Origin of the sequence: Streptomyces roseoviridis, from assembly GCF_039535235.1 — a bacterium.
Classification (GTDB): Bacteria; Actinomycetota; Actinomycetes; order Streptomycetales; family Streptomycetaceae; genus Streptomyces; species Streptomyces roseoviridis.
The window spans coordinates 3,246,204-3,265,241 of record NZ_BAAAWU010000001.1; the positions used below are offsets into that span (position 1 = coordinate 3,246,204).

16 protein-coding genes are annotated in these 19,038 nt (G+C 75.0%); 5 read left to right on the forward strand and 11 right to left on the reverse strand.

From position 1 onward, the window contains the following. Positions 1-266: 266 nt before the first annotated feature. Positions 267-1,367, forward strand: coding sequence for a citrate synthase 2 (locus ABD954_RS14620; RefSeq protein WP_345486466.1), 1,101 nt, complete (start codon positions 267-269; stop codon positions 1,365-1,367). Here the strand turns inward: ABD954_RS14620 and ABD954_RS14625 are convergent. Genes ABD954_RS14625 through ABD954_RS14640 form a run of 5 tightly spaced genes read right to left on the reverse strand, consistent with a single transcriptional unit; the run spans position 1,346 to position 5,497 of the window. Then, on the reverse strand, positions 1,346-2,410 hold the full coding sequence (locus ABD954_RS14625) for an isopenicillin N synthase family dioxygenase (protein WP_345486467.1): 1,065 nt from the start codon (positions 2,408-2,410) through the stop codon (positions 1,346-1,348). The two genes, ABD954_RS14620 and ABD954_RS14625, sit on opposite strands and share 22 nt — an antisense overlap. Positions 2,411-2,454: 44 nt before the next feature. Beyond that, positions 2,455-2,529 carry a putative leader peptide gene (locus ABD954_RS33625; RefSeq protein WP_382745647.1) on the reverse strand — a complete coding sequence of 25 codons (75 nt, stop codon included), beginning with the start codon at positions 2,527-2,529 and terminating at the stop codon, positions 2,455-2,457. Between the two features lie 48 nt (positions 2,530-2,577). Next, complete coding sequence (locus ABD954_RS14630; RefSeq protein WP_345486468.1) at positions 2,578-3,195, reverse strand: TetR/AcrR family transcriptional regulator; 618 nt, start codon at positions 3,193-3,195, stop codon at positions 2,578-2,580. Next, positions 3,183-3,905 carry an enoyl-CoA hydratase family protein gene (locus ABD954_RS14635; RefSeq protein WP_345486469.1) on the reverse strand — a complete coding sequence of 241 codons (723 nt, stop codon included), beginning with the start codon at positions 3,903-3,905 and terminating at the stop codon, positions 3,183-3,185. The genes ABD954_RS14630 and ABD954_RS14635 overlap by 13 nt, the downstream gene beginning before the upstream one ends. Further along, positions 3,902-5,497 (reverse strand): 4-coumarate--CoA ligase family protein, encoded by a 1,596-nt coding sequence (locus tag ABD954_RS14640; protein ID WP_345486470.1) that lies wholly within the window; start codon positions 5,495-5,497, stop codon positions 3,902-3,904. Before ABD954_RS14640 ends, ABD954_RS14635 begins: the two co-directional genes overlap by 4 nt. Positions 5,498-5,716: 219 nt before the next feature. On the opposite strand from ABD954_RS14640, the gene ABD954_RS14645 reads away from it, so the two are divergent. The 3 genes from ABD954_RS14645 to ABD954_RS14655 are packed head-to-tail and all read left to right on the forward strand — an operon-like array spanning position 5,717 to position 9,895. Then, complete coding sequence (locus ABD954_RS14645; protein ID WP_345486471.1) at positions 5,717-7,222, forward strand: hypothetical protein; 1,506 nt, start codon at positions 5,717-5,719, stop codon at positions 7,220-7,222. A gap of 55 nt (positions 7,223-7,277) precedes the next feature. Further along, positions 7,278-8,591: an AAA family ATPase gene (locus ABD954_RS14650; protein ID WP_345486472.1), complete on the forward strand. Its 1,314-nt coding sequence runs from the start codon at positions 7,278-7,280 to the stop codon at positions 8,589-8,591. Positions 8,592-8,599: 8 nt separating this feature from the next. Beyond that, positions 8,600-9,895 (forward strand): vWA domain-containing protein, encoded by a 1,296-nt coding sequence (locus tag ABD954_RS14655; RefSeq protein WP_345486473.1) that lies wholly within the window; start codon positions 8,600-8,602, stop codon positions 9,893-9,895. An 18-nt stretch (positions 9,896-9,913) separates the two neighbouring features. On the opposite strand, the gene ABD954_RS14660 is transcribed toward ABD954_RS14655, so the two are convergent. Continuing rightward, positions 9,914-10,381 carry a YybH family protein gene (locus ABD954_RS14660; protein ID WP_345486474.1) on the reverse strand — a complete coding sequence of 156 codons (468 nt, stop codon included), beginning with the start codon at positions 10,379-10,381 and terminating at the stop codon, positions 9,914-9,916. Between the two features lie 174 nt (positions 10,382-10,555). Between ABD954_RS14660 and sigJ the strand changes: the two genes are divergently transcribed. After that, a complete protein-coding gene (gene sigJ, locus ABD954_RS14665; protein ID WP_345486475.1) occupies positions 10,556-11,575 on the forward strand; it encodes an RNA polymerase sigma factor SigJ in 1,020 nt (339 codons plus the stop codon). 174 nt (positions 11,576-11,749) lie between these two features. Here sigJ and ABD954_RS14670 read toward each other — a convergent pair whose 3' ends face one another. From ABD954_RS14670 to ABD954_RS14690, 5 genes are read right to left on the reverse strand one after another with little or no spacing between them, the layout of a single operon-like run. Further along, entirely contained in the window at positions 11,750-12,883 is a 1,134-nt protein-coding gene (locus ABD954_RS14670) for an acyl-CoA dehydrogenase family protein (protein WP_345486476.1), read from the reverse strand. Further along, entirely contained in the window at positions 12,880-14,799 is a 1,920-nt protein-coding gene (locus tag ABD954_RS14675; protein WP_345486477.1) for an acetyl/propionyl/methylcrotonyl-CoA carboxylase subunit alpha, read from the reverse strand. The genes ABD954_RS14670 and ABD954_RS14675 overlap by 4 nt, the downstream gene beginning before the upstream one ends. 7 nt (positions 14,800-14,806) lie before the next feature. After that, on the reverse strand, positions 14,807-16,411 hold the full coding sequence (locus tag ABD954_RS14680) for an acyl-CoA carboxylase subunit beta (protein WP_345486478.1): 1,605 nt from the start codon (positions 16,409-16,411) through the stop codon (positions 14,807-14,809). After that, entirely contained in the window at positions 16,408-18,087 is a 1,680-nt protein-coding gene (locus ABD954_RS14685) for an acyclic terpene utilization AtuA family protein (RefSeq protein WP_345486479.1), read from the reverse strand. The genes ABD954_RS14680 and ABD954_RS14685 overlap by 4 nt, the downstream gene beginning before the upstream one ends. Beyond that, the gene (locus ABD954_RS14690; RefSeq protein WP_345486480.1) at positions 18,084-18,890 is read right to left on the reverse strand and encodes a TIGR03084 family metal-binding protein; all 807 of its coding nucleotides are present in this window, start codon (positions 18,888-18,890) and stop codon (positions 18,084-18,086) included. Before ABD954_RS14690 ends, ABD954_RS14685 begins: the two co-directional genes overlap by 4 nt. Between the last annotated feature and the right edge of the window lie 148 nt (positions 18,891-19,038).

Sequence of the window (19,038 nt, forward strand, 5' to 3'; positions counted from 1 at the left end):
TCGAGAGCGTCATCGAGAGCGTCGGTCACACGGCCATCCTGCCGTAGCCGCCCAGTCTGCCCGGCACCGCGTTCCGTTAATCCTTCGTCGCCGGAACGGCGCACTGTGCCGGATGTCACCTTTCCCCGCATCATCGGAACCGTACAGACTCATCCGCTGGATCACTGTTCCGTTCCGCCAACCGGCCGCTGGGATGATTGATCATCGATCACATCGTCGTACCGATCACCCCGGCGTCACGCCACATCGCGCAGAGGAGCCGCCTCATGTCTGACTTCGTACCGGGACTCGAAGGAGTCGTCGCGTTCGAGACGGAGATCGCCGAGCCCGACAAGGAGGGCGGCGCCCTCCGCTATCGCGGGGTCGACATCGAGGACCTGGTCGGTCACGTCTCCTTCGGCAACGTCTGGGGCCTGCTCGTCGACGGGGCCTTCAACCCGGGCCTGCCGGCCGCCGAGCCCTTCCCCATCCCCGTGCACTCCGGTGACATCCGCGTCGACGTCCAGTCCGCGCTCGCCATGCTCGCGCCGGTCTGGGGCCTCAAACCGCTCCTGGACATCTCCGCCGAGCAGGCCCGCGACGACCTCGCCCGCGCCGCCGTCATGGCCCTGTCGTACGTCGCCCAGTCGGCGCGCGGCCAGGGCCTGCCGATGGTGCCGCAGAGCGAGATCGACAAGGCGGAGACGGTCGTCGAGCGGTTCATGGTCCGCTGGCGCGGCGAGCCGGACCCGAAGCACGTCAAGGCCGTCGACGCCTACTGGACCTCGGCCGCCGAGCACGGCATGAACGCCTCCACCTTCACCGCCCGCGTCATCGCCTCCACCGGCGCCGACGTGGCCGCCGCCCTGTCCGGCGCCGTCGGCGCCATGTCCGGCCCGCTGCACGGCGGCGCCCCGTCCCGCGTGCTCGGCATGATCGAGGAGATCGAGCGCACCGGCGACGCCACGGCCTACGTGAAGCAGGCCCTCGACAAGGGCGAGCGGCTCATGGGCTTCGGCCACCGCGTCTACCGCGCCGAGGACCCGCGCGCCCGCGTCCTGCGCCGTACGGCCAAGGAGCTCGCGGCGCCCCGCTTCGAGGTCGCCGAGGCGCTGGAGAAGGCCGCCCTGGAGGAGCTGCACAACCGCCGTCCGGACCGGGTCCTGGCCACGAACGTCGAGTTCTGGGCCGCCATCGTCCTCGACTTCGCCGAGGTCCCGGCGCACATGTTCACCTCGATGTTCACGTGCGCCCGCACGGCCGGCTGGTCGGCTCACATCCTGGAGCAGAAGCGCACCGGCCGCCTGGTCCGCCCGTCCGCCCGCTACGTGGGCCCCGGCCAGCGCGACCCGCGCGAGATCGAGGGCTACGCGGACATCGCCGGCTGACCCGCCGCCGCGAGCAGGTCCGCGTGGTGGCGGGCCGCCGCGAGCGGGTGGGCGCGGAGCTTTCCCTTCAGCTCGTTCCGGCCGTACTCGGCGAACAGCGGGTTCGCCGGGTCGGCCGTGACGCCGGGCGCGGCGGCGGCGTACGGGAACTCCAGCGGGGCGATCCGGGCGTCGAGCCGGGGGTTGTAGAAGAACGGGACGGAGTACCGTTCCGTCGCCCCCGGCGGCGACACCACGCGGTGCCTGGTCGCGACGAGGTAGCCGTTCGTCGCCACCTCGAGCAGCTCGCCCAGGTTCACCACGAACGCGCCCGGCAGCGGCGGCACGTCGTGGAAGACCCCGTCCTCCCGCTCCACCTGGAGCCCGCCCACCTGGTCCTGGAGCAGCAGCGTCAGGAACCCGTAGTCCTTGTGCGCGCCGACGCCCTGGTCGTCGCCCTCGTCGCCGCTGCTGCCCGGGTAGCGGACCAGCTTCAGGTGCGGGTGGGCGTGCGGGCCGAAGACGTCGTCGTAGAAGTCGGGCCGGGCGCCGATCGCGGCGAGCAGCTCGTGCAGCAGCCGCTCGGCGACCCCGGAGAGCCGCTCGATCCAGTTCAGCGCGGCGAGCCGCAGCTCCGGCAGGGCCTCGGGCCACTGGTTCGGGCCCTGCAGCCACCAGTACGGCGGCTCCCCCGGCCCGGGGACGTGCGCGGGCCGCTCGGCCCCGATGTCCAGCTGGTCCCGCCAGTCCCGCGCCCCGCCGGTCCGCTCGTCGCCGACGCGGGTGTAGCCGCGGAAGTGCGGCGAGTTCGTGGTGTCCAGGGCGAGCCGCTCGGCCTCCGGCAGCGCGAAGAAGGCCCGCATGGCGCGGTGGAGCGCCCGCGTGTCGGCCTCGGTGACGCCGTGCCCGACGAGCTGGAAGAAGCCCACGTCATGGGCGGCGGAATGCAGCTGCGCGTGCAGCAGGCGACGGGCCTGCGGGCCCCGCCGGGCGGCGGCGAGGTCGACGATGGGCAGCTGGGAGGCGTACGACGGGTACGACGGGTGGGGCGAGGGATGGCTCATGGCGTGCGTCCGCGAAGAGGTACGAGAAGGGCCGGGCGACGGGATCAGAGGCGACCCGTACACCCCATGCTCGCGACGCGGAGCAGGTCCACGTGGCGGCGACGTACGAGCGCAGGCATGCGACCAGCGTACTGCGGGGCCCGGGGCTCCGCCCCGAAGCGGAACCCTCAGCCCAGCGCCTCGTCGAGCAGCCGCGCCCACTGGGCCACCACCCGCTCGCGGCGGGCCCGGTCGTCGGTGAGGAGGGTGGCCAGGCCCAGGCCGCGGGCCATGTCCAGCAGGCCCTGCACGGACTCGCGGACGCCCGGCCGGGACTCGTCGGCACCGAGCAGCTCGACGGCGATGCGGTGCGACTCGCGGCCCACCCGCGCCTCCAGCTCCGTGACGCGGGGGCGCAGCTGCTCCTCGTTCGAGGCGGCCACCCACAGGTGGAGGGCGGCGCGGAAGAGCGGGCCGGTGTAGAGGTCCACCAGGGCCGCCACGACCGAGCGGCGGTCCTGCGTGGGCAGGGTGCGCAGCGCCTGGGAGCGTTCCTCGGCGACGTACTCGACGGCCGCCGTGAACAGGTCCTCCCGGGTCGGGAAGTGGTGCTGGGCGGCGCCCCGGGAGACCCCGGCCCGCTCGGCGACCACCGCGACGGTGGAGCCCGCCCAGCCGTGCTCGGCCAGGCAGGCCACCGCCGCCTCCAGGAGCCGCTGCCGGGTGGCCCGGCTCCTGTCCTGCTTCGGGCCGGCCTTGGCGCCGCCGTTTCTGGCACCGTCCTGGGGGCCGGTCACATCCGCCATGCTGGGTCCCGTCGTTCGAGGAAGGCCGTCATCCCTTCGCGTGCCTCGGCCGAGGCGAACAGCGAGGCGGACAGCTGGACCAGCTCCTCCGCGTCGCGCTCGAAGGCTGCCAGGACTCTAGCCGTGACCAGCCGCTTCGCCTCGCGCAGGCCCTGCGGGGAGGCCGTGCGCAGCCCGTCGAGGACCGCGGGCAACTCGTCCGCGCCGGCCGTGACCAGACCCATCGCGCGGGCCTCCGGCACGCCGAAGCGCTCGCCCGTCAGGTAGTAGCGGGCCGCCGCCCGGGGTTCCAGCTTGGGCAGCAGGGTCAGCGAGATCACGGCGGGCGCGACGCCGATCCGCACCTCCGTGAGGGCGAAGTCGGAGCCGTCCGCCGCGAGCACCACGTCGCAGGCCCCGAGCAGTCCGAGGCCGCCGGCGCGGGCGTGGCCGGAGACCAGGCCGACCACCGGTTTGGGCAGTTCCACGATCTGCCGGAGCAGGTCGACGAAGGCGTACGGCCCGGGCGGTGCCTTCAGGTCGGCGCCGGCGCTGAACGTGGTGCCGGTGTGGGCGAGCACCACCGCCCGTACCGCCCGGTCCTTGGCGCAGGCGGTGAGCGCCTCGGCGAGCTCGGTGACGAGCGGCGCCGACAGCGCGTTGCGGTTGGCCGGCGAGTCCAGGGTCAGGGTGGTGATCCCGCGGTCGGTTTCCGTACGGACGAGGCTCATGCGCGGTTCCTCAGTTCCCGGCGCAGGATCTTGCCCGACGCCGCTCGGGGCACGGTGTCGATGAACTCCACCTGCCGGATCTTCTTGTACGGGGCGACGCGCTCGGCGACGTACGCCATGACGTCCTCGGCGGTGAGCCCGGCCGCGGCCGGCTGGCGCACCACGAACGCCTTGGGGACCTCGGTGCCCTCGGCGTCCCGTACGCCGATGACGGCCGCGTCGGCGACGCCCCCGTGGGTCAGGAGCAGGGCCTCCAGCTCGGCCGGGGCGACCTGGAAGCCCTTGTACTTGATGAGCTCCTTGACCCGGTCGACGACGAACAGCCAGCCGTCCTCGTCGACACGCCCGACGTCACCGGTGTGCAGCCAGCCGTCGGCGTCGACCATGGCGGCGGTGGCCTCGGGCCGGCCGAGGTAGCCCTTCATGACCTGCGGGCCGCGGATGGCGATCTCGCCCTCCTCGCCGGGGGCCGCGTCCTTCGCCGGGTCGTCGAGGGAGACCAGCCGCATCTCGGTGGACGGCAGCAGCTTGCCCACGGTGCCCGGTGGCGGGTTCCCGGCGGCGAGCGGCACGAGGTGGGTGGCCGGGGAGAGTTCGGTCATGCCGTACGCCTGGAGGATCGGCGGCAGCCCGAGCCGGGCCGAGCACGCCTCGGCGAGCGCCGCGTCCAGCGGGGCGGCCGAGCAGACGATGTACTTCAGCGACGACAGGTCGTAGCCGGCGACCGACGGGTGCTTGGCGAGCGCGAGGACGATCGGCGGCGCCACGTACAGGGCGGTGATGCGGTGCTCCTCGATGGCGGCGAGGAAGCCGTCGAGCTCGAAGCGGGGCAGGACGACGACGGTGGCGCCGCGCCGCAGCGGGGCGTTCATCAGCGCCGTCAGGCCGTAGACGTGGAAGAAGGGCAGCACGGCGAGGATCCGGTCGCCGGGCCCCATCGGCATCAGCGGTTCGAGCTGGGCGAGGTTGGTGGCGACGGAGGCGTGGGTGAGCATCACGCCCTTGGGGACCCCGGTGGTGCCCGAGGAGTACGGGAGGGCGGCGAGGTCCGCGGCCGGGTCGATGTCCGGGACCGGATCGGGCGCGGTCGAGCCCAGGAAGGTCTGGAGCGAGCGGACGCCGTCCCCCTCGGGACCGGCCGGCGGCTGGTCGCAGACGAAGATCTCCCGGATCCCGCCCGCGAGTCCGGCGGCGGCGCGGGCGGTCGCGAGCAGCGGCGACACGGTGACGATCCAGCGGGCGGCGGAGTCGCGCAGCTGCCGGGCGAACTCCTCGGCCGTGGCCAGCGGGTGGACGGTGGTGACGGCCGCACCGGCGCGCGTGGCGGCGTAGAAGGCGACCGGGAACAGCACCGTGTTGGGGCTGTGCAGGGCGAGGACGTCGCCCTTGCGGACGCCCGCTTCGGCGAGACCGGCGGCGACCCGCCGGTGGAAGGCGTCGACCTGCCCGTACGAGAGGGTGAGCGCGCCCTCTCCGCCGGTGCCGTCGATCAGGGCCGGGGCGTCCCCGAGCGCGGCGGCGCGGCCGAGGACGGCGTCGTGGATGGGCAGGGAGACCACCGGAACGTCCGCGAACTCACTCTCGAACACCATGCGTGCGAGCCCCCTGACTGTGGGTGAATGATGGCGACAGGATGGCGTGTGCGGGTGCGGCTTGGGGAGACCTTGGCAGCAGCCGGAGAAACAAGCAAGCGTGCATGCATGGTTTGCGAAATTACCGGGCGACGGTGCGCCGGCGAGGGCTACGATCGCCGCGATGACGACTCTTTCTCTCACCAGATGGGGGGTCCCGTCCGCGCAAGGTGAGTGCTGATGGCCACTCAGACCTCCGTCGCGAACGGTGTATCCCGTTCCCCCTCCCGCCCCTCCCATGCCCGCTTCTCCTTCTGGCCGCGGGTGCGCGCGTTCGCCGTGCCGGCCGCCATGATCGAGACCGCGACCACCCGGCGCCTCGCCGGTGACTGGGCCGGCGCGTGTGCCGCCGCCGGCTTCGACGTCGACCTCGACCTCGCCTCACTGGCCCGGACCCGGGGCACGGAACTCGCCGCCCGGGTGCGCTCCGACCTGCGGCACCTGGCGCCCGACCTGCTGCGCTGGCACCTGCCGCGGATCGCCCCGGACGGGCTCCTGCGGCCCGGCCTCACCGTCCCCCTCGCCCGGTACGGCGCGGTGCACCTGGTGGTGCGCACGGCACCGGCCTGGGCGGACGGCGGACAGCGGCTCAGCCTGGCCCTGTGGGACGGCACGCCCGCGTTCCGGCCGACGGGTCCGCATCCGCACCCACGGCCCAGCCGCCGCTTCCGCTTCGACCTGCACCGGCACCTGTGGGACGCGCGCCGGACCGGTGAACTGCGCACCAGATCGGGCGCGATCCTCCCACCGGCCGCCGGCCCCGACCCCACCTGGTCCGATCCGGAGGCCGGTCCCGAGGGGCCGAGCGGACCCTCCGCCGGGCTGCCCGGCCCGGCGGAACCGGCCGGGCCCCTCGGCGACTCCAGCGCGCCCGCCGGGCTGCGCCCCGCCGTCGGGCGGTGGGCGGCCGAGGCCGGGATCCTGCTCCGGGCCGAGGGCCGGTCCCACGGGGCCGTGGCCGTACGGGCCGCAGGCCGGCGCCTCGTGCTCGAACTCGGACCGCCGGGCCGCGACGGCGACGGCCGTGGCACCGGCGACAGCACCTGCCTGCGGATCACCACACCGCTCCGGGGCGGCGCCGCTCTGCCCCTGTTGCCGGACGCGGCGACCTGGATCCCGCCCGACCTGGAACTGCTCCGGGCCGACGCGATCGAGCCCGGCCGGCTGCATCCGCTGGTCGCGGACGCCCTCGTACCGGGTGACGAGCCGGCCCCGGCCCCGGCACCCCACGATCCGGGGCGGCCCCGGGTCGTCGAGTGCCGTGGGTCCCTGCACCGGATCGGCCTGGTCGACGGCGTCCTGTCCCCGCTGGACCACGGACCCGCCGAGGTCCGGCGGGAGGAACTCCTGGCCGCCCTGTCCGGGCCTCCGCTGCCGTGCCTGCGGGCCATCGACGAGGCGCACCGGCACCCCGAGTGCCTCGACGGCGTCCGCGAGCGCCTGGTCCACGGCGACACCGCCGGGGCCCTGGCCGTCGTCGAGGGTCTGCTCGGGCCCGGCGCGGTGCTGCGCGGCGGCGCCCTGCGGGACGCCCTGCAGGCGGCGGCGGAGCGGCGGATCGCGTACGGGCTGTACCGGGCGGGACTGGCCGAGCCGCCGCGCGCGGCGCCCGGGCCCACCCGCCACAAGGACCACCGGCCCCGCCCGCGGCACGCCTACGCCCATCCCCACCGCCCCGGCCACTGACCGCGCCGGCGCCTCCTCACGCTCCTCTTCCCTCCTCACACCCCAGGTGACCCTCATGCCCCTTGCCCCGCACGCTGCTCCCGCCCCGTCCGCCCCGGCCCCGTCAGCCGCCGCGCCTTCGGCCGCCGCCCCCTGCCCCACCCCCTCCGCGCGCCGTCTCGACGTCGCCGCCGACCTCCTCGCCCTGCTCCGTGACACCACCACCGAACCCCGGACGAACCCGCAGCTCGAAGCCCTGACCCTGGCCGTGGCCGCGGATCTGCCGGTCCTGCTGTGGGGCGAGCCGGGCATCGGCAAGACCGCCGCCCTGACCCAGCTCGCCGAGTCCCTCGACCTGCCGCTGACCACGGTGATCGCCAGCGTGCACGAGCCGTCGGACTTCTCCGGCCTGCCCGTCCTCGGCGACGACCCGGCGGAACAGGGCGTGCCGCTGGCCCCGCCGGACTGGGCCGTACGTCTCGTACGGGCCGGCCGCGGGCTGCTGTTCCTGGACGAGCTGTCCACCGCCGGCCCCGCCGTCCAGGCCGCGCTGCTCCGTCTCGTGCTGGAACGGCGGATCGGGTCGCTGCGGCTGCCGCCCGAAGTACGGATCGTGTCCGCGGCCAACCCGCGCGCCTCCGCCGCGGACGGCTGGGACCTCAGCGCGCCGCTGGCCAACCGGTTCGTGCACCTCCCGTGGACCCACGACCACGAGGTGGTGGTCCGCGGCCTCGGCGGCACCTGGCCCCGGGCCACACTGCCGCGGCTCGACCCGGACAAACTGCCGGAAGCCGTGGACGTGGCCCGCCGTGCGGTGTGCGGGCTCCTCACGGCCCGGCCCGCGCTCGTGCACCGGCTGCCGGGCAACGAGAGCCTGCGGGGCGGTGCCTGGCCGTCGCCCCGCAGCTGGGACATGGCCCTGTCGCTGATCGCCTTCGCCACCGCCGCCGGTTCCTCGCGGGACGTGCTCGCGCTGCTCGTCCGGGGCACGGTGGGCGACGGTCCCGGGCTCGAACTCCTCGCCTGCCTCGACCGGATGGACCTGCCCGACCCGGAGCTGCTGCTCGCCGATCCCCGCAACGCGGAGCTGCCCGAGCGGGGCGACCGCCGCCAGGCCGCCCTCGAAGGAGTCGTGGAGGCGGTGAAGTCCCGCCCGGACCGGGCGCGTTGGGACGCCGCCTGGACACTGCTCGTCCGCGCGCTGGAGACCGGGGCGCCGGACCTGGTGGTCGTGCCGGCCACCACCCTGGCCGCCCTGCGGCAGGAGGAGTGGGACGTCCCGGCCGCGATCGAGCGGCTGGCCGGCGCCGTGTCGCTGTCCCGGCGGACGGACCGCTCGGTGGCGCGGGCGACGGCTGCGGGCGGCGCCGGGACCGGGGCGGGCCGGTGAGCGACCCGATGAGCGGTCGCACGAGCGCCGCGGTGGGCGACTCGGCGGACGCGGCGACGGGCGGGGGGACGGGCACGGTGACGGGACTGGACCGGGAGAAGCTGTTCGCCGCGCGCCTCCACGCCGTACGCGTACGGCCGTATCTGGCCACCGCCCTGTTCGCCCTGCACGTCGTGGAGTCGCGACGGGTGCCGACGATGGCGGTCGACCGGCACTGGCGGTGCTACGTCTCGCCCGGCTTCGTGGCCCGCACCCCCGTCGAGGAGCTGGCCGGCGTGTGGGTGCACGAGGTGTCCCACCTGCTGCGGAACCACCACGGCCGCGGGGACCGGGTGGTCCGCGAGCGCGGGCTCACCAGGGCGGGCGAGCGGCTGCGGATCAACATCGCCGCGGACTGCGAGATCAACGACGACGTGTACGGCGACGGCCTCGTACAGCCCGGGGGCGTGGTCCTGCCGAAGACGCTGGGGCTGCCGGCGGGCGACCTGATGGAGGACTACCTGCGGCAGTTCCGGCTGGGGTCGTGGCTGCCGGACGCGGCGGCGTGGCTGGACTGCGGCAGCGGCGCCGACGGCCTGGAACGGGACTGGGACCTGGGCCCGGACGGCGCGCACGGGCTGAGCGAGCAGGAGCAGGACGCGGTCCGGTTCCGGGTCGCCCAGGGCATCACCGGCGCCCCGGGCAGCACGCCGCGCGGCTGGCGGCGCTGGGCCGAGGAGGCGTTCCACCCGCCCCAGCCGTGGCGGCAGTTGCTCGGTGCGGCGCTGCGTTCGGCCGCCTCGGGGGCGGGCGCGGCCCAGGACCACAGCTTCGGGCGCCCGTCGCGCCGCCAGGTGGCGCTGCCCGGCACCGTGCTGCCGAGTCTGCGCCGGCGACCGCCCAGGGTGTCGGTGATCATCGACACCTCGGGCTCGGTCAGCGACGCCGAGCTCGGCAGTGCCCTCCTGGAGGTCGCCGCGATCTCCCGTGCCGTCGGCGGCGGCCGCGACCTCGTGCGGGTGCTGCCCTGCGACGCGTCGGCCGGCGTGGTCCATTCGCTGTGCCGGGTGGAGGGCATTCCCCTGCTCGGCGGGGGCGGCACGGACCTGCGCACCGGTTTCGCGACCGCCCTGCGCGTGCCGCCCCGCCCGGACGTGATCGTCGTCCTCACCGACGGCCAGACGCCCTGGCCGGTCCGCCCGCCGTGCCGCACCGTCGTCGGGCTGTTCTCCCGCCCGGGCCCGGCGCGGCCGGTGAACGAGGAGAACCCGGACTACACCCCGAAGGGCCCGCCGGACTGGGCCCGGGTGGTCCGCATCGGGTGAGGCCGTCGGCGGGCGGGATCAGGGCCAGGCGGGGGCGGGCTGGTCCTTGTCGGACGGGAGCCAGACGCCCATGGTCGTCGGGTCGAGCGGGATCGAGACGTGCTCGTGCGTGATGGCCCAGGATCCGGCCCCGGTGCCGTCCTCCGTCCGGCGCAGGCAGACGCTCTCCCGGACCCAGATCGACGCCTGGAGGCCGCCCTTGCGCTCCCCGGAGTCCAGATGGAGCATGTGCGCGAACGCGGTGTCCCGGCCCGCCGCGAGGGTGAGGTCGTGCGTCTCCAGGCCGATGGGGCCGACGTATCCGTCGAACCAGCGCAGGAAGTTGCGGCGGATCTCGTCGGTTCCGGTGAAGCGCAGCGGGGGGACGACGTCGTAGTAGACGGCGTCGGGGGCGTAGAAGGACATGAGCCGGTCGATGTCCTTCTTCTGCTGGGCCTCGGCGCGGCTCGCCAGCAGTGCGCGGATCTCGGATTCGTGGGTGGTCATCGCATGCTCCTTCGGTGGGGTGTTCCCTGCCGGTACGACGACACGGCCCCGGGGGATGTGAGGCGGGGCGCCGTCTCATGTGCGCCGCCTCACGTTCCGGGGCGCCGCCTCACGTTCCGGGGCGCCGATCCGTCAGAGAGGTGAGGGAGTACCGACCGAGGGAGCCGCGAGACCATGACGACCATCCCGCCCGCGCCGGGGTCCGGCGCGCACCGGCCGGGTCCGGACGCGGCCGAGCCGGGTCCGGACGTGGCCGAGCCGGGTCCGGACGTGGCCGAGCCGGGTCCGGACGTGGCCGAGCCGGGTCCGGACGCCGTCGCCGCCGAGCGGCGCCGGCTGATCAGCCTCGGCTACCGGATGCTGGGCTCGCTGGCCGAGGCCGAGGACGTCGTCCAGGAGACGTACGCCCGCTGGTACGCGATGTCCCCACGGGAACGGGAGGCGGTGGTGTCCCCCGGCGCCTGGCTGACGAAGGTCGCCGGGCGGATCTGCCTCGACGTGCTGCGCTCGGCGCGTGCGCGACGGGAGCGTTACGTCGGCGCATGGGTGCCCGAGCCGCTGCCGGGGGGCGCCGAGTGGTCCTCCGGCGCGGCCGACGGCAGCAATGCCGATCCCGCGGACCGGGTCACCCTCGACGAGTCGGTGAGCATGGCCTTCCTCGTCGTGCTGGAGTCGATGACGCCGGCCGAACGCGTCGCGTTCGTCCTGCACGACGTCTTCCGCTACCCCTTCGCGGAAGTGGCCGACATCGTCGGCCGCACCCCGGCCGCCTGCCGCCAGCTGGCGTCCTCCGCCCGCCGCCGCATCGACGCCCAACGGCCCCCCGCCTCCCCGACGGCGCAACGGGCGCGAGTGGTAAGGGAGTTCCGGCAGGCGTGGGAGGCAGGGGACATCGGCGCCCTGGTGGGCCTGCTCGATCCGGACGCGACGGCCGTCGGGGACGGCGGCGGGCTCGTCACGGCCACGCTCCACCCGATCGAGGGCGCCGAGAGCATCGCCCGCTTCTTCGCGGAACGGGTCCTCCCGGGCCGGCTGACGCTCCGCGAGTGCACGGTCAACGGCCAGCCCGGCCTGGCGGCGCAGCTGGACGGGGCCGTGGTGTCGGTCTACGCCTTCGACATCGCCGACGACCGGATCCGCCGCATCTGGGCCGTGCTCAACCCCGAGAAGCTCCGCCCGTGGACGACGGGCTGACGCTGCCCGTCACGAGGTCGGCCCCGTGCGCTTCGCGGCGAGGGTCCGGCAGTGGACCGACGAGGTCGCGGCCCTGCCCGAGAAGGCCGCCGGCGAGCGCGGGCGGGCCGAGTACGACCTGGGCGGCCCCCCCGGGTGTGGGGGGACACGTGGGCGAGCGGAGCGCGGCGGGCGTCAGTACGACTTGGGCAGCCCCAGGGTCTGGGTGGACACGTAGTTCAGGATCATCTCCCGGCTGACCGGGGCGATCCGGGCCACCCGGGCCGCCGTGATCAGGCGGGCGAGGCCGAACTCGCGGGTGAGGCCGTTGCCGCCGAGGGTGTGGACGGAGGTGTCGACGGCCCTCACGCACGCCTCGGCCGCCGCGTACTTCGCCATGTTGGCGGCCTCACCCGCCCCGGCGTCGTCGCCCGCGTCGTACAGCGCGGCGGCCTTCTGCATCATCAGGCGGGCCAGTTCGAGTTCGATGTGGGCCCGGGCGAGCGGGTGGGCGATGGCCTGGTGGGCGCCGATGGGAGTCTTCCAGACCTGGCGCTCCTTGGCGTACGTGACGGCCTGTGCCAGCGCGTAGCGGCCCATGCCGATCGCGAAGGCGGCCGTCATGATGCGCTCCGGGTTGAGGCCCGCGAAGAGCTGGAGCAGGCCGCCGTCCTCGTCGCCGACGAGTGCGTCGGCCGGCAGGTGGACGTCGTCCAGGGTGAGTTCGAACTGCTTCTCGTGCGCGTCGAGTTCCATCTCGATGGGCCGGCGGCCGAAGCCGGGCGTGTCGCGCGGGACGACGAAGAGGCAGGGCTTGAGGGTGCCGGTGCGGGCGTCGGAGGTGCGGCCGACGATCAGGGTGGCGTCGGCGATGTCGACGCCGGAGACGAAGACCTTGCGGCCGTTCAGCACCCAGCCGTCCTCGGTGCGGGTGGCGGTGGTGGTGATGCGGTGGGAGTTGGAGCCGGCGTCGGGCTCGGTGATGCCGAAGGCCATGGTCCGGGTGCCGTCGGCGAGTCCGGGCAGCCAGGCGGCCTTCTGCGCGTCGGTGCCGAAGCGGGCGATGACCGTGCCGCAGATCGCGGGCGAGACGACCATCATCAGCAGCGGCGCCCCGGCCGCGCCCGCCTCCTCCAGGACGATGGACAGCTCGGCCATGCCGCCGCCCCCGCCGCCGTACTCCTCGGGCAGGTTCACGCCGAGGTAGCCGAGCTTGCCGGCCTCGGCCCACAGCGCGGCCCGGTCGAAGCCCGGCCCGTGGCGCCGGCCGAGGGCGGAGACGGCGGCGCGGAGGGCGGTGTGCTCCGGGGATTCCACGATGGTGCTCATGCGGGGGCTTCCTCCTGGGCTTCGGTCGGTACGTCGGCCCGTTCCCCGGGCTGTACGACGGCGAGCAGGGCACCGACCTCGACCTGGCGGCCGGGGGCGGCGTGGAGCGCGGTGAGCGTGCCGGAGGCGGGCGCGGCGACCCGGTGTTCCATCTTCATGGCCTCCAGCCAGAGCAGGGGCTGTCCGGCCGTGACCCGGTCGCCGACGGCGAGGCCGTCGGCGACGCGGACGACGGTGCCGGGCATGGGGGCGAGCAGGGAGCCGGGGGCGGTCTGCTCGCGGGGGTCGGTGAAGCGGGGGCGGACGGCGAGCCGGTGCGGGCCGACGTGGACGGTGCCGTCGGGGTACGCGGTCACGTCGTAGTCCCGCGCCACTCGGTCGACTTCGAGGCGTACGCGGTCGGGGGCGGCCGCCAGGACGCGGACGCCCGGCGGGGACGTCACCTCGTGGCCGCCGCCGCGCAGGGGCCGGTAGCGCACCTCGTGGGGGCCGTAGGTCCGCGTCTCGTCCTGGGAGCGGACGTTGCGCCAGCCGCCGCCGAAGCGGCCCCGGCGGGCGGCGGCTGCGGCGAGCGCGGCGGCGACGGCGGCGTGCGCCCCGCCGTCCCGGGGGCGGGTCAGCTCGTCGAGGTGGCGCTCGTAGAAGCCGGTGCCGAGCAGGGCGGGGTCCTGGAAGCCGGGGTGCCGCAGGGAGGCGACGAGCAGGTCCCGGTTGGTGACCGGCCCGTGGATCCGGGCGCGGTCGAGGACCTGGGCCAGCTTGCGCACGGCGGCGGCGCGGGTGGGCGCGGTGACGACGACCTTGGCGAGCATGGCGTCGTAGTGCACGGAGACGGAGTCGCCGCAGGCGTAGCCGGTGTCGACCCGCACACCGGGCCCGGCCGGGAACTCCAGGGCGTGCAGCACTCCGGTCTGCGGGGCCCAGTCGGCGGCCGGGTCCTCCGCGTAGAGCCGGGCCTCGACGGCGTGGCCGTGCGCCCGCGGGGGCTCGGGGTCGAGGGCGGCGCCCTCGGCGACCTGGATCTGGAGGGCGACCAGGTCGACGCCGTGGACCTGCTCGGTGACCGGGTGCTCGACCTGGAGGCGGGTGTTCATCTCCAGGAAGTGCGCCCGGCCGTCGGCGACGAGGAACTCGACCGTGCCCGCACCGACGTAGCCGACCGCCTTCGCGGCCGTCGCCGAGCGCTCGTACAGCTCCTCGACGAGCGCGGCGGGCAGGCCGGGTGCCGGGGCCTCCTCGATGACCTTCTGGTGGCGGCGCTGGAGGGAGCAGTCGCGGGTGCCGAGGGTCCACACGGTGCCGTGGGTGTCGGCGAGGACCTGCACCTCGACGTGGCGGCCGTTCTCCACGTACGGCTCGACGAACACCTCGCCGTCCCCGAAGGCGCTCGCCGCCTCGGCCGACGCCGCGGCCAACTCCCCCGACAGCGCTGAGAGTTCGCGCACGACGCGCATGCCGCGGCCGCCTCCGCCGGCCGCCGCCTTCACCAGGACCGGCAGGTCGGCCTCGGTGACGTCGGCCAGGGGCCGGACGCCCATGAGTTCCTTGGCCCGGGTCTTGGACGCCATGGCCTCGATCGCCCCGGGCGGCGGCCCGATCCACACCAGGCCGGCGTCGATCACCGCCTGCGCGAACTCCGCGTTCTCGGAGAGGAATCCGTAGCCGGGGTGGACGGCGTCGGCACCGGCCGCGAGGGCGGCCGCCACCACCAGATCGCCGCGCAGATAGGTGTCCGCGGGCGCCGCCCCGGGCAGCCGTACGGCCGCGTCGGCCTCCCGTACGTGCAGGGCGCCGGCGTCCGGGTCGGAGTACACCGCCACGGTCGCGATGCCGAGGTCCCGGCAGGTGCGGAAGACCCGGCAGGCGATCTCGCCCCGGTTCGCGACCAGGACGGTGGAGATCGGTCGATCGGTCATCAGTGCCTCACATCCTGAAGACGCCGAAGCCGCCGCGCGCGCCCTCGACCGGTGCCGTGTGGATCGCGGACAGGCACAGCCCGAGGACGGTGCGCGTGTCGCGCGGGTCGATGACCCCGTCGTCGTACAGCCGCCCGGAGAGGAACATGGGCAGCGACTCCGCCTCGATCTGTGCCTCCACCATGGCGCGCAGACCGGCGTCGGCCTCCTCGTCGTACGGCTGCCCCTTGGCCGCCGCCGAGGCGCGGGCGACGATCGACAGGACGCCGGCGAGCTGCTGCGGGCCCATGACGGCGGACTTCGCGCTCGGCCAGGCGAAGAGGAACCGCGGGTCGTAGGCCCGGCCGCACATGCCGTAGTGCCCGGCGCCGTAGCTCGCCCCCATGAGGACCGACAGGTGGGGCACGCGCGAGTTCGACACCGCGTTGATCATCATGGCGCCGTGCTTGATGATGCCGCCCTGCTCGTACTCCCTGCCGACCATGTAGCCGGTGGTGTTGTGCAGGAAGACCAGCGGGATGTCCCGCTGGTTGGCGAGCTGGATGAACTGGGCGGCCTTCTGCGACTCGGCGGAGAAGAGCACGCCCCGGGCGTTGGCGAGGATGCCGACCGGGTAGCCGTGCAGGCGCGCCCAGCCCGTCGTGAGCGAGGACCCGTACAGCGGCTTGAACTCGTCGAAGTCGGAGCCGTCGACGATCCGGGCGATGACCTCGCGCGGGTCGAAGGGGGTCTTGAGGTCGCCGGGGACGATGCCGAGGAGCTCCTCCTCGTCGTACTTCGGCGGTGCGACCGCGAACGGCTCGGGATCGGGGTGGGCCTTGCGGTGGTTGAGGCGGGCCACGATCCGCCGGGCCTGGCGCAGGGCGTCGGCCTCGTCGACGGCGTAGTGGTCGGCGAGGCCGCTGGTCCGCGCGTGCATCTCGGCGCCGCCGAGCGACTCGTCGTCGCTCTCCTCCCCCGTGGCCATCTTCACCAGCGGCGGCCCGCCCAGGAAGACCTTCGACCGCTCTTTGATCATCACGGTGTGGTCGGACATGCCGGGCACGTAGGCGCCGCCGGCCGTCGAGTTGCCGAAGACGACCGCGATCGTGGGAATGCCGGCGGCCGACAGGCGGGTGAGGTCGCGGAACAGCGCCCCGCCCGGGATGAAGATCTCCTTCTGGGAGGAGAGGTCCGCTCCGCCGGACTCGACGAGCGAGACGACCGGCAGCCGGTTGGCGTACGCGATCTCGTTGGCGCGCAGCGCCTTCTTCAGGGTCCAGGGGTTGGAGGCGCCGCCGCGCACGGTGGGGTCGTTGGCGGTGATCAGGCACTCGACGCCCTCGATCACCCCGATGCCGGTGACCAGCGAGGCGCCGACCGGGTGGTCGCTGCCCCAGGCGGCGAGCGGGGACAGTTCGAGGAACGGCGAGTCCGGATCGACGAGCAGCTCGATCCGCTCGCGGGCGAGCAGCTTGCCGCGCCCCCGGTGCCGCTCGGTGTACTTCTCGCCGCCGCCGGCGAGCGCCTTGGCGTGTTCGGCGTCGAGCGCCGCCAGCTTCTCCAGCATCGCCTCGCGGGCGGCCGCGTAGTCGGGTCCGCCGGTGTCGAGGGCGGAGGCGAGGACGGTCACAGCAGTACCTCCGGTACGTCGAGGTGGCGGGAGCGCAGCCATTCCCCGAGGGCCTTGGCCTGGGGGTCGAAGCGGGCCCGGGAGGCGACGCCCTCGCCGAGCAGTCCGGTGACGGTGAAGTTCAGCGCCCTGAGCCCGGGCAGCACGTGCCGCTCGACCGGGAGCCGCTTCGTCTCGGGAAGCAGTTCCCGGAAGCGGTCGGCGGTGAGGGCGTGCACGAGCCAGCGCCACTCCTCCTCCGTGCGGACCCACACGCCGACGTTGGCGTCGCCGCCCTTGTCGCCGCTGCGGGCCCCGGCGATCCGGCCGAGCGGCACGCGCCGCACGGGCCCGGGCGGGAGCGGCGGCGGAAGGCCGGGGCCGGGCACCGGTTCCAGGGGCCGGGTCCTCGGCGGTACGGGGACGGGCAGGCGGGTCCCGTCCGGGAGCACGGCCGTGTGCGGGACCTCGCCGACGGGCACGTACGCGCTCTCGAAGACCCCGTAGGGGGTGCCCTTGCCGGGCGGGGCGGTGACGTGGAAGCCCGGGTAGCTCGCGAGGGCGAGTTCGATCGCGGCCCCGGTCAGGGTGCGGCCGGCCTTCTCGGGGTCGGGGTCGCGCACGACCAGCCGGAGCAGGGCGCTGGCCGTCTCCTCGGTGGCGGCGTCCTCCCGGTCGGTGCGCACCAGCTCCCAACGCACCTCGCGCGGGGCCGCCTTGGCGAGCGCGTCGGTGATCTGGTCCTGCACCAGGGCCGCTTTGGCCTCGATGTCGAGGCCGGTGAGCACGAAGACGACCTCGTTGCGGAAGCCGCCGAGCCGGCAGAGCCCGGCCTTGAGCGCCGGCGGCGGCGCCTCGCCCCGCACGCCGTCGATCCGGACCCGGTCGGGGCCCTCCTGCGTGAGCTGGACGGTGTCGAGGCGGGCGGTGACGTCGGGCCCGGCGTAGCGGGCGCCGGCGGTCTCGTAGAGGAGCTGCGCGGTGACGGTGCCGGTGTCGACGAGGCCGCCCGTGCCCGGGTGCTTGGTGATCACGGCGCTGCCGTCGGCGTGCAGTTCGGCGAGGGGGAAGCCGGGGCGGCGGAGGGCGGCCGGGTCGTGGTCGGTGAAGAAGGCGTAGTTGCCGCCGGTGGCCTGGGTGCCGCACTCCAGGACGTGCCCGGCGACGACCGCGCCGGCCAGTTCGTCGTACGCCTCGGGCCCCCAGCCGAAGAACCACTGCGCGGGCCCGGTGACGAGCGCGGCGTCGGTGACCCGCCCGGTGACGACGACATCCGCGCCGGCCGCGAGGCAGGCGGCGATGCCGCCGCCGCCCAGGTAGGCGTTGGCCGCCAGGACGTCCGGCCGCGGCGGCAGCCGGTCGCCCTCGACGTGGGCGATCCGGGCCGGGACGCCCAGCCGGCCGGCGAGGGCGCGCAGGGCGTCGGCGAGACCGGCCGGGTTCAGCCCGCCGGCGTTGGCCACGATCCGCACCCCGCGCTCGTGGGCGAGGCCGAGGCCCTCCTCCATCTGGCGCAGGAAGGTCTTCGCGTATCCGGCGGACGGGTCCTTCAGGAGGTCGCGGCCGAGGATGAGCATGGTCAGTTCGGCGAGGTAGTCGCCGGTGAGGACGTCGAGCTCGCCGCCGGTGAGCATCTCGCGGACCGCGTCGAATCGGTCGCCGTAGAAGCCGGAGGCGTTTCCGATCCGCAGGATCACGACCCGGCTCCCTTCGGGGCGCGCCCCGGCCCCGCCGGGCCGGCGAAGGCCTGGGCGATGTCCAGCCACGCGTCGGCGTCGGGGCCGTGCGCGACGAGGGCGGTGTCGGCGCGGTGCACGCGCTGGGTGACCAGGAGGCAGAAGTCGAGGGCCGGGCCGGTGATCGCCTGCGGGGCGTCGTCGGGCCCGAACGACCACACGGGGTCGCCGGACACCCCGTCGGGCGCGGCGAGTTCGAGACGGAAGGGCGCGGCGGGCGGGGTGAGTCCGCGCACCAGGTACGCGTAGTCGCGGGCCCGCAGGCCGATCCAGGCCACGTGCCGCAGCCGGGCCGTGGGCGCCCGCACCACCCCGAGGGCGTCGGCCACGTCCTGTCCGTGCGCCCAGGTCTCCATGAGCCGGGCGGTGGCGAGCGCCCCGGCGCTCATCGCGGGCCCGTACCAGGGCAACCGCGTACCCGGCGGCGCCTCGGCGAGCACCCGGTGCAGCCGCTCCCGCCCGTCCCGCCAGCGCGCGAGCAGCACGCCGGGCGGCAGTGCCGCGCCCTCCTCGGCCCCGTCGTCGACGAAGCGGTCCGGCGCGGCGAGGGCCTTCTCGACCTCGGCGGCGAAGGCGCCGGGATCGGTCGCGGCGAGCAGGGCGGCCGCGTCGGTCCAGGCGAGGTGGGCGATCTGATGGGCGACCGTCCATCCCGGCGCGGGCGTCGCCGCCGCCCACTGGTCGTCGGTCGCCTCCCGTACGAGGGCGTCGACGTCCTCGCTCTCGGCACGCAGGTCGGCAAGAACGCCGGCGGGGTCGGACACGGAGCGCTCCCCTCGGGGACGGGCGGGTCACGGACGTGCGTGAGGAGCATGGCAGCCGGGCCAGAAACAATCAAGCGTGCTTGCTTTAGATCTCCTCCTCTCGGGACAGGGGGCGGCGCACAACCGTCGGCCGCCTCGGGGCGTCCAA

Excerpts from the sequence above, each read along its gene's own strand:
- ABD954_RS14620 (WP_345486466.1), top strand. The coding sequence starts at position 267 with ATGTCTGACTTCGTACCGGGACTCGAAGGAGTCGTCGCGTTCGAGACG.
- ABD954_RS14625 (WP_345486467.1), bottom strand. The coding sequence starts at position 2,410 with ATGAGCCATCCCTCGCCCCACCCGTCGTACCCGTCGTACGCCTCCCAG.
- ABD954_RS14630 (WP_345486468.1), bottom strand. The coding sequence starts at position 3,195 with ATGGCGGATGTGACCGGCCCCCAGGACGGTGCCAGAAACGGCGGCGCC.
- ABD954_RS14635 (WP_345486469.1), bottom strand. The coding sequence starts at position 3,905 with ATGAGCCTCGTCCGTACGGAAACCGACCGCGGGATCACCACCCTGACC.
- ABD954_RS14640 (WP_345486470.1), bottom strand. The coding sequence starts at position 5,497 with ATGGTGTTCGAGAGTGAGTTCGCGGACGTTCCGGTGGTCTCCCTGCCC.
- ABD954_RS14645 (WP_345486471.1), top strand. The coding sequence starts at position 5,717 with ATGGCCACTCAGACCTCCGTCGCGAACGGTGTATCCCGTTCCCCCTCC.
- ABD954_RS14650 (WP_345486472.1), top strand. The coding sequence starts at position 7,278 with ATGCCCCTTGCCCCGCACGCTGCTCCCGCCCCGTCCGCCCCGGCCCCG.
- ABD954_RS14655 (WP_345486473.1), top strand. The coding sequence starts at position 8,600 with ATGAGCGGTCGCACGAGCGCCGCGGTGGGCGACTCGGCGGACGCGGCG.
- ABD954_RS14660 (WP_345486474.1), bottom strand. The coding sequence starts at position 10,381 with ATGACCACCCACGAATCCGAGATCCGCGCACTGCTGGCGAGCCGCGCC.
- sigJ (WP_345486475.1), top strand. The coding sequence starts at position 10,556 with ATGACGACCATCCCGCCCGCGCCGGGGTCCGGCGCGCACCGGCCGGGT.
- ABD954_RS14670 (WP_345486476.1), bottom strand. The coding sequence starts at position 12,883 with ATGAGCACCATCGTGGAATCCCCGGAGCACACCGCCCTCCGCGCCGCC.
- ABD954_RS14675 (WP_345486477.1), bottom strand. The coding sequence starts at position 14,799 with ATGACCGATCGACCGATCTCCACCGTCCTGGTCGCGAACCGGGGCGAG.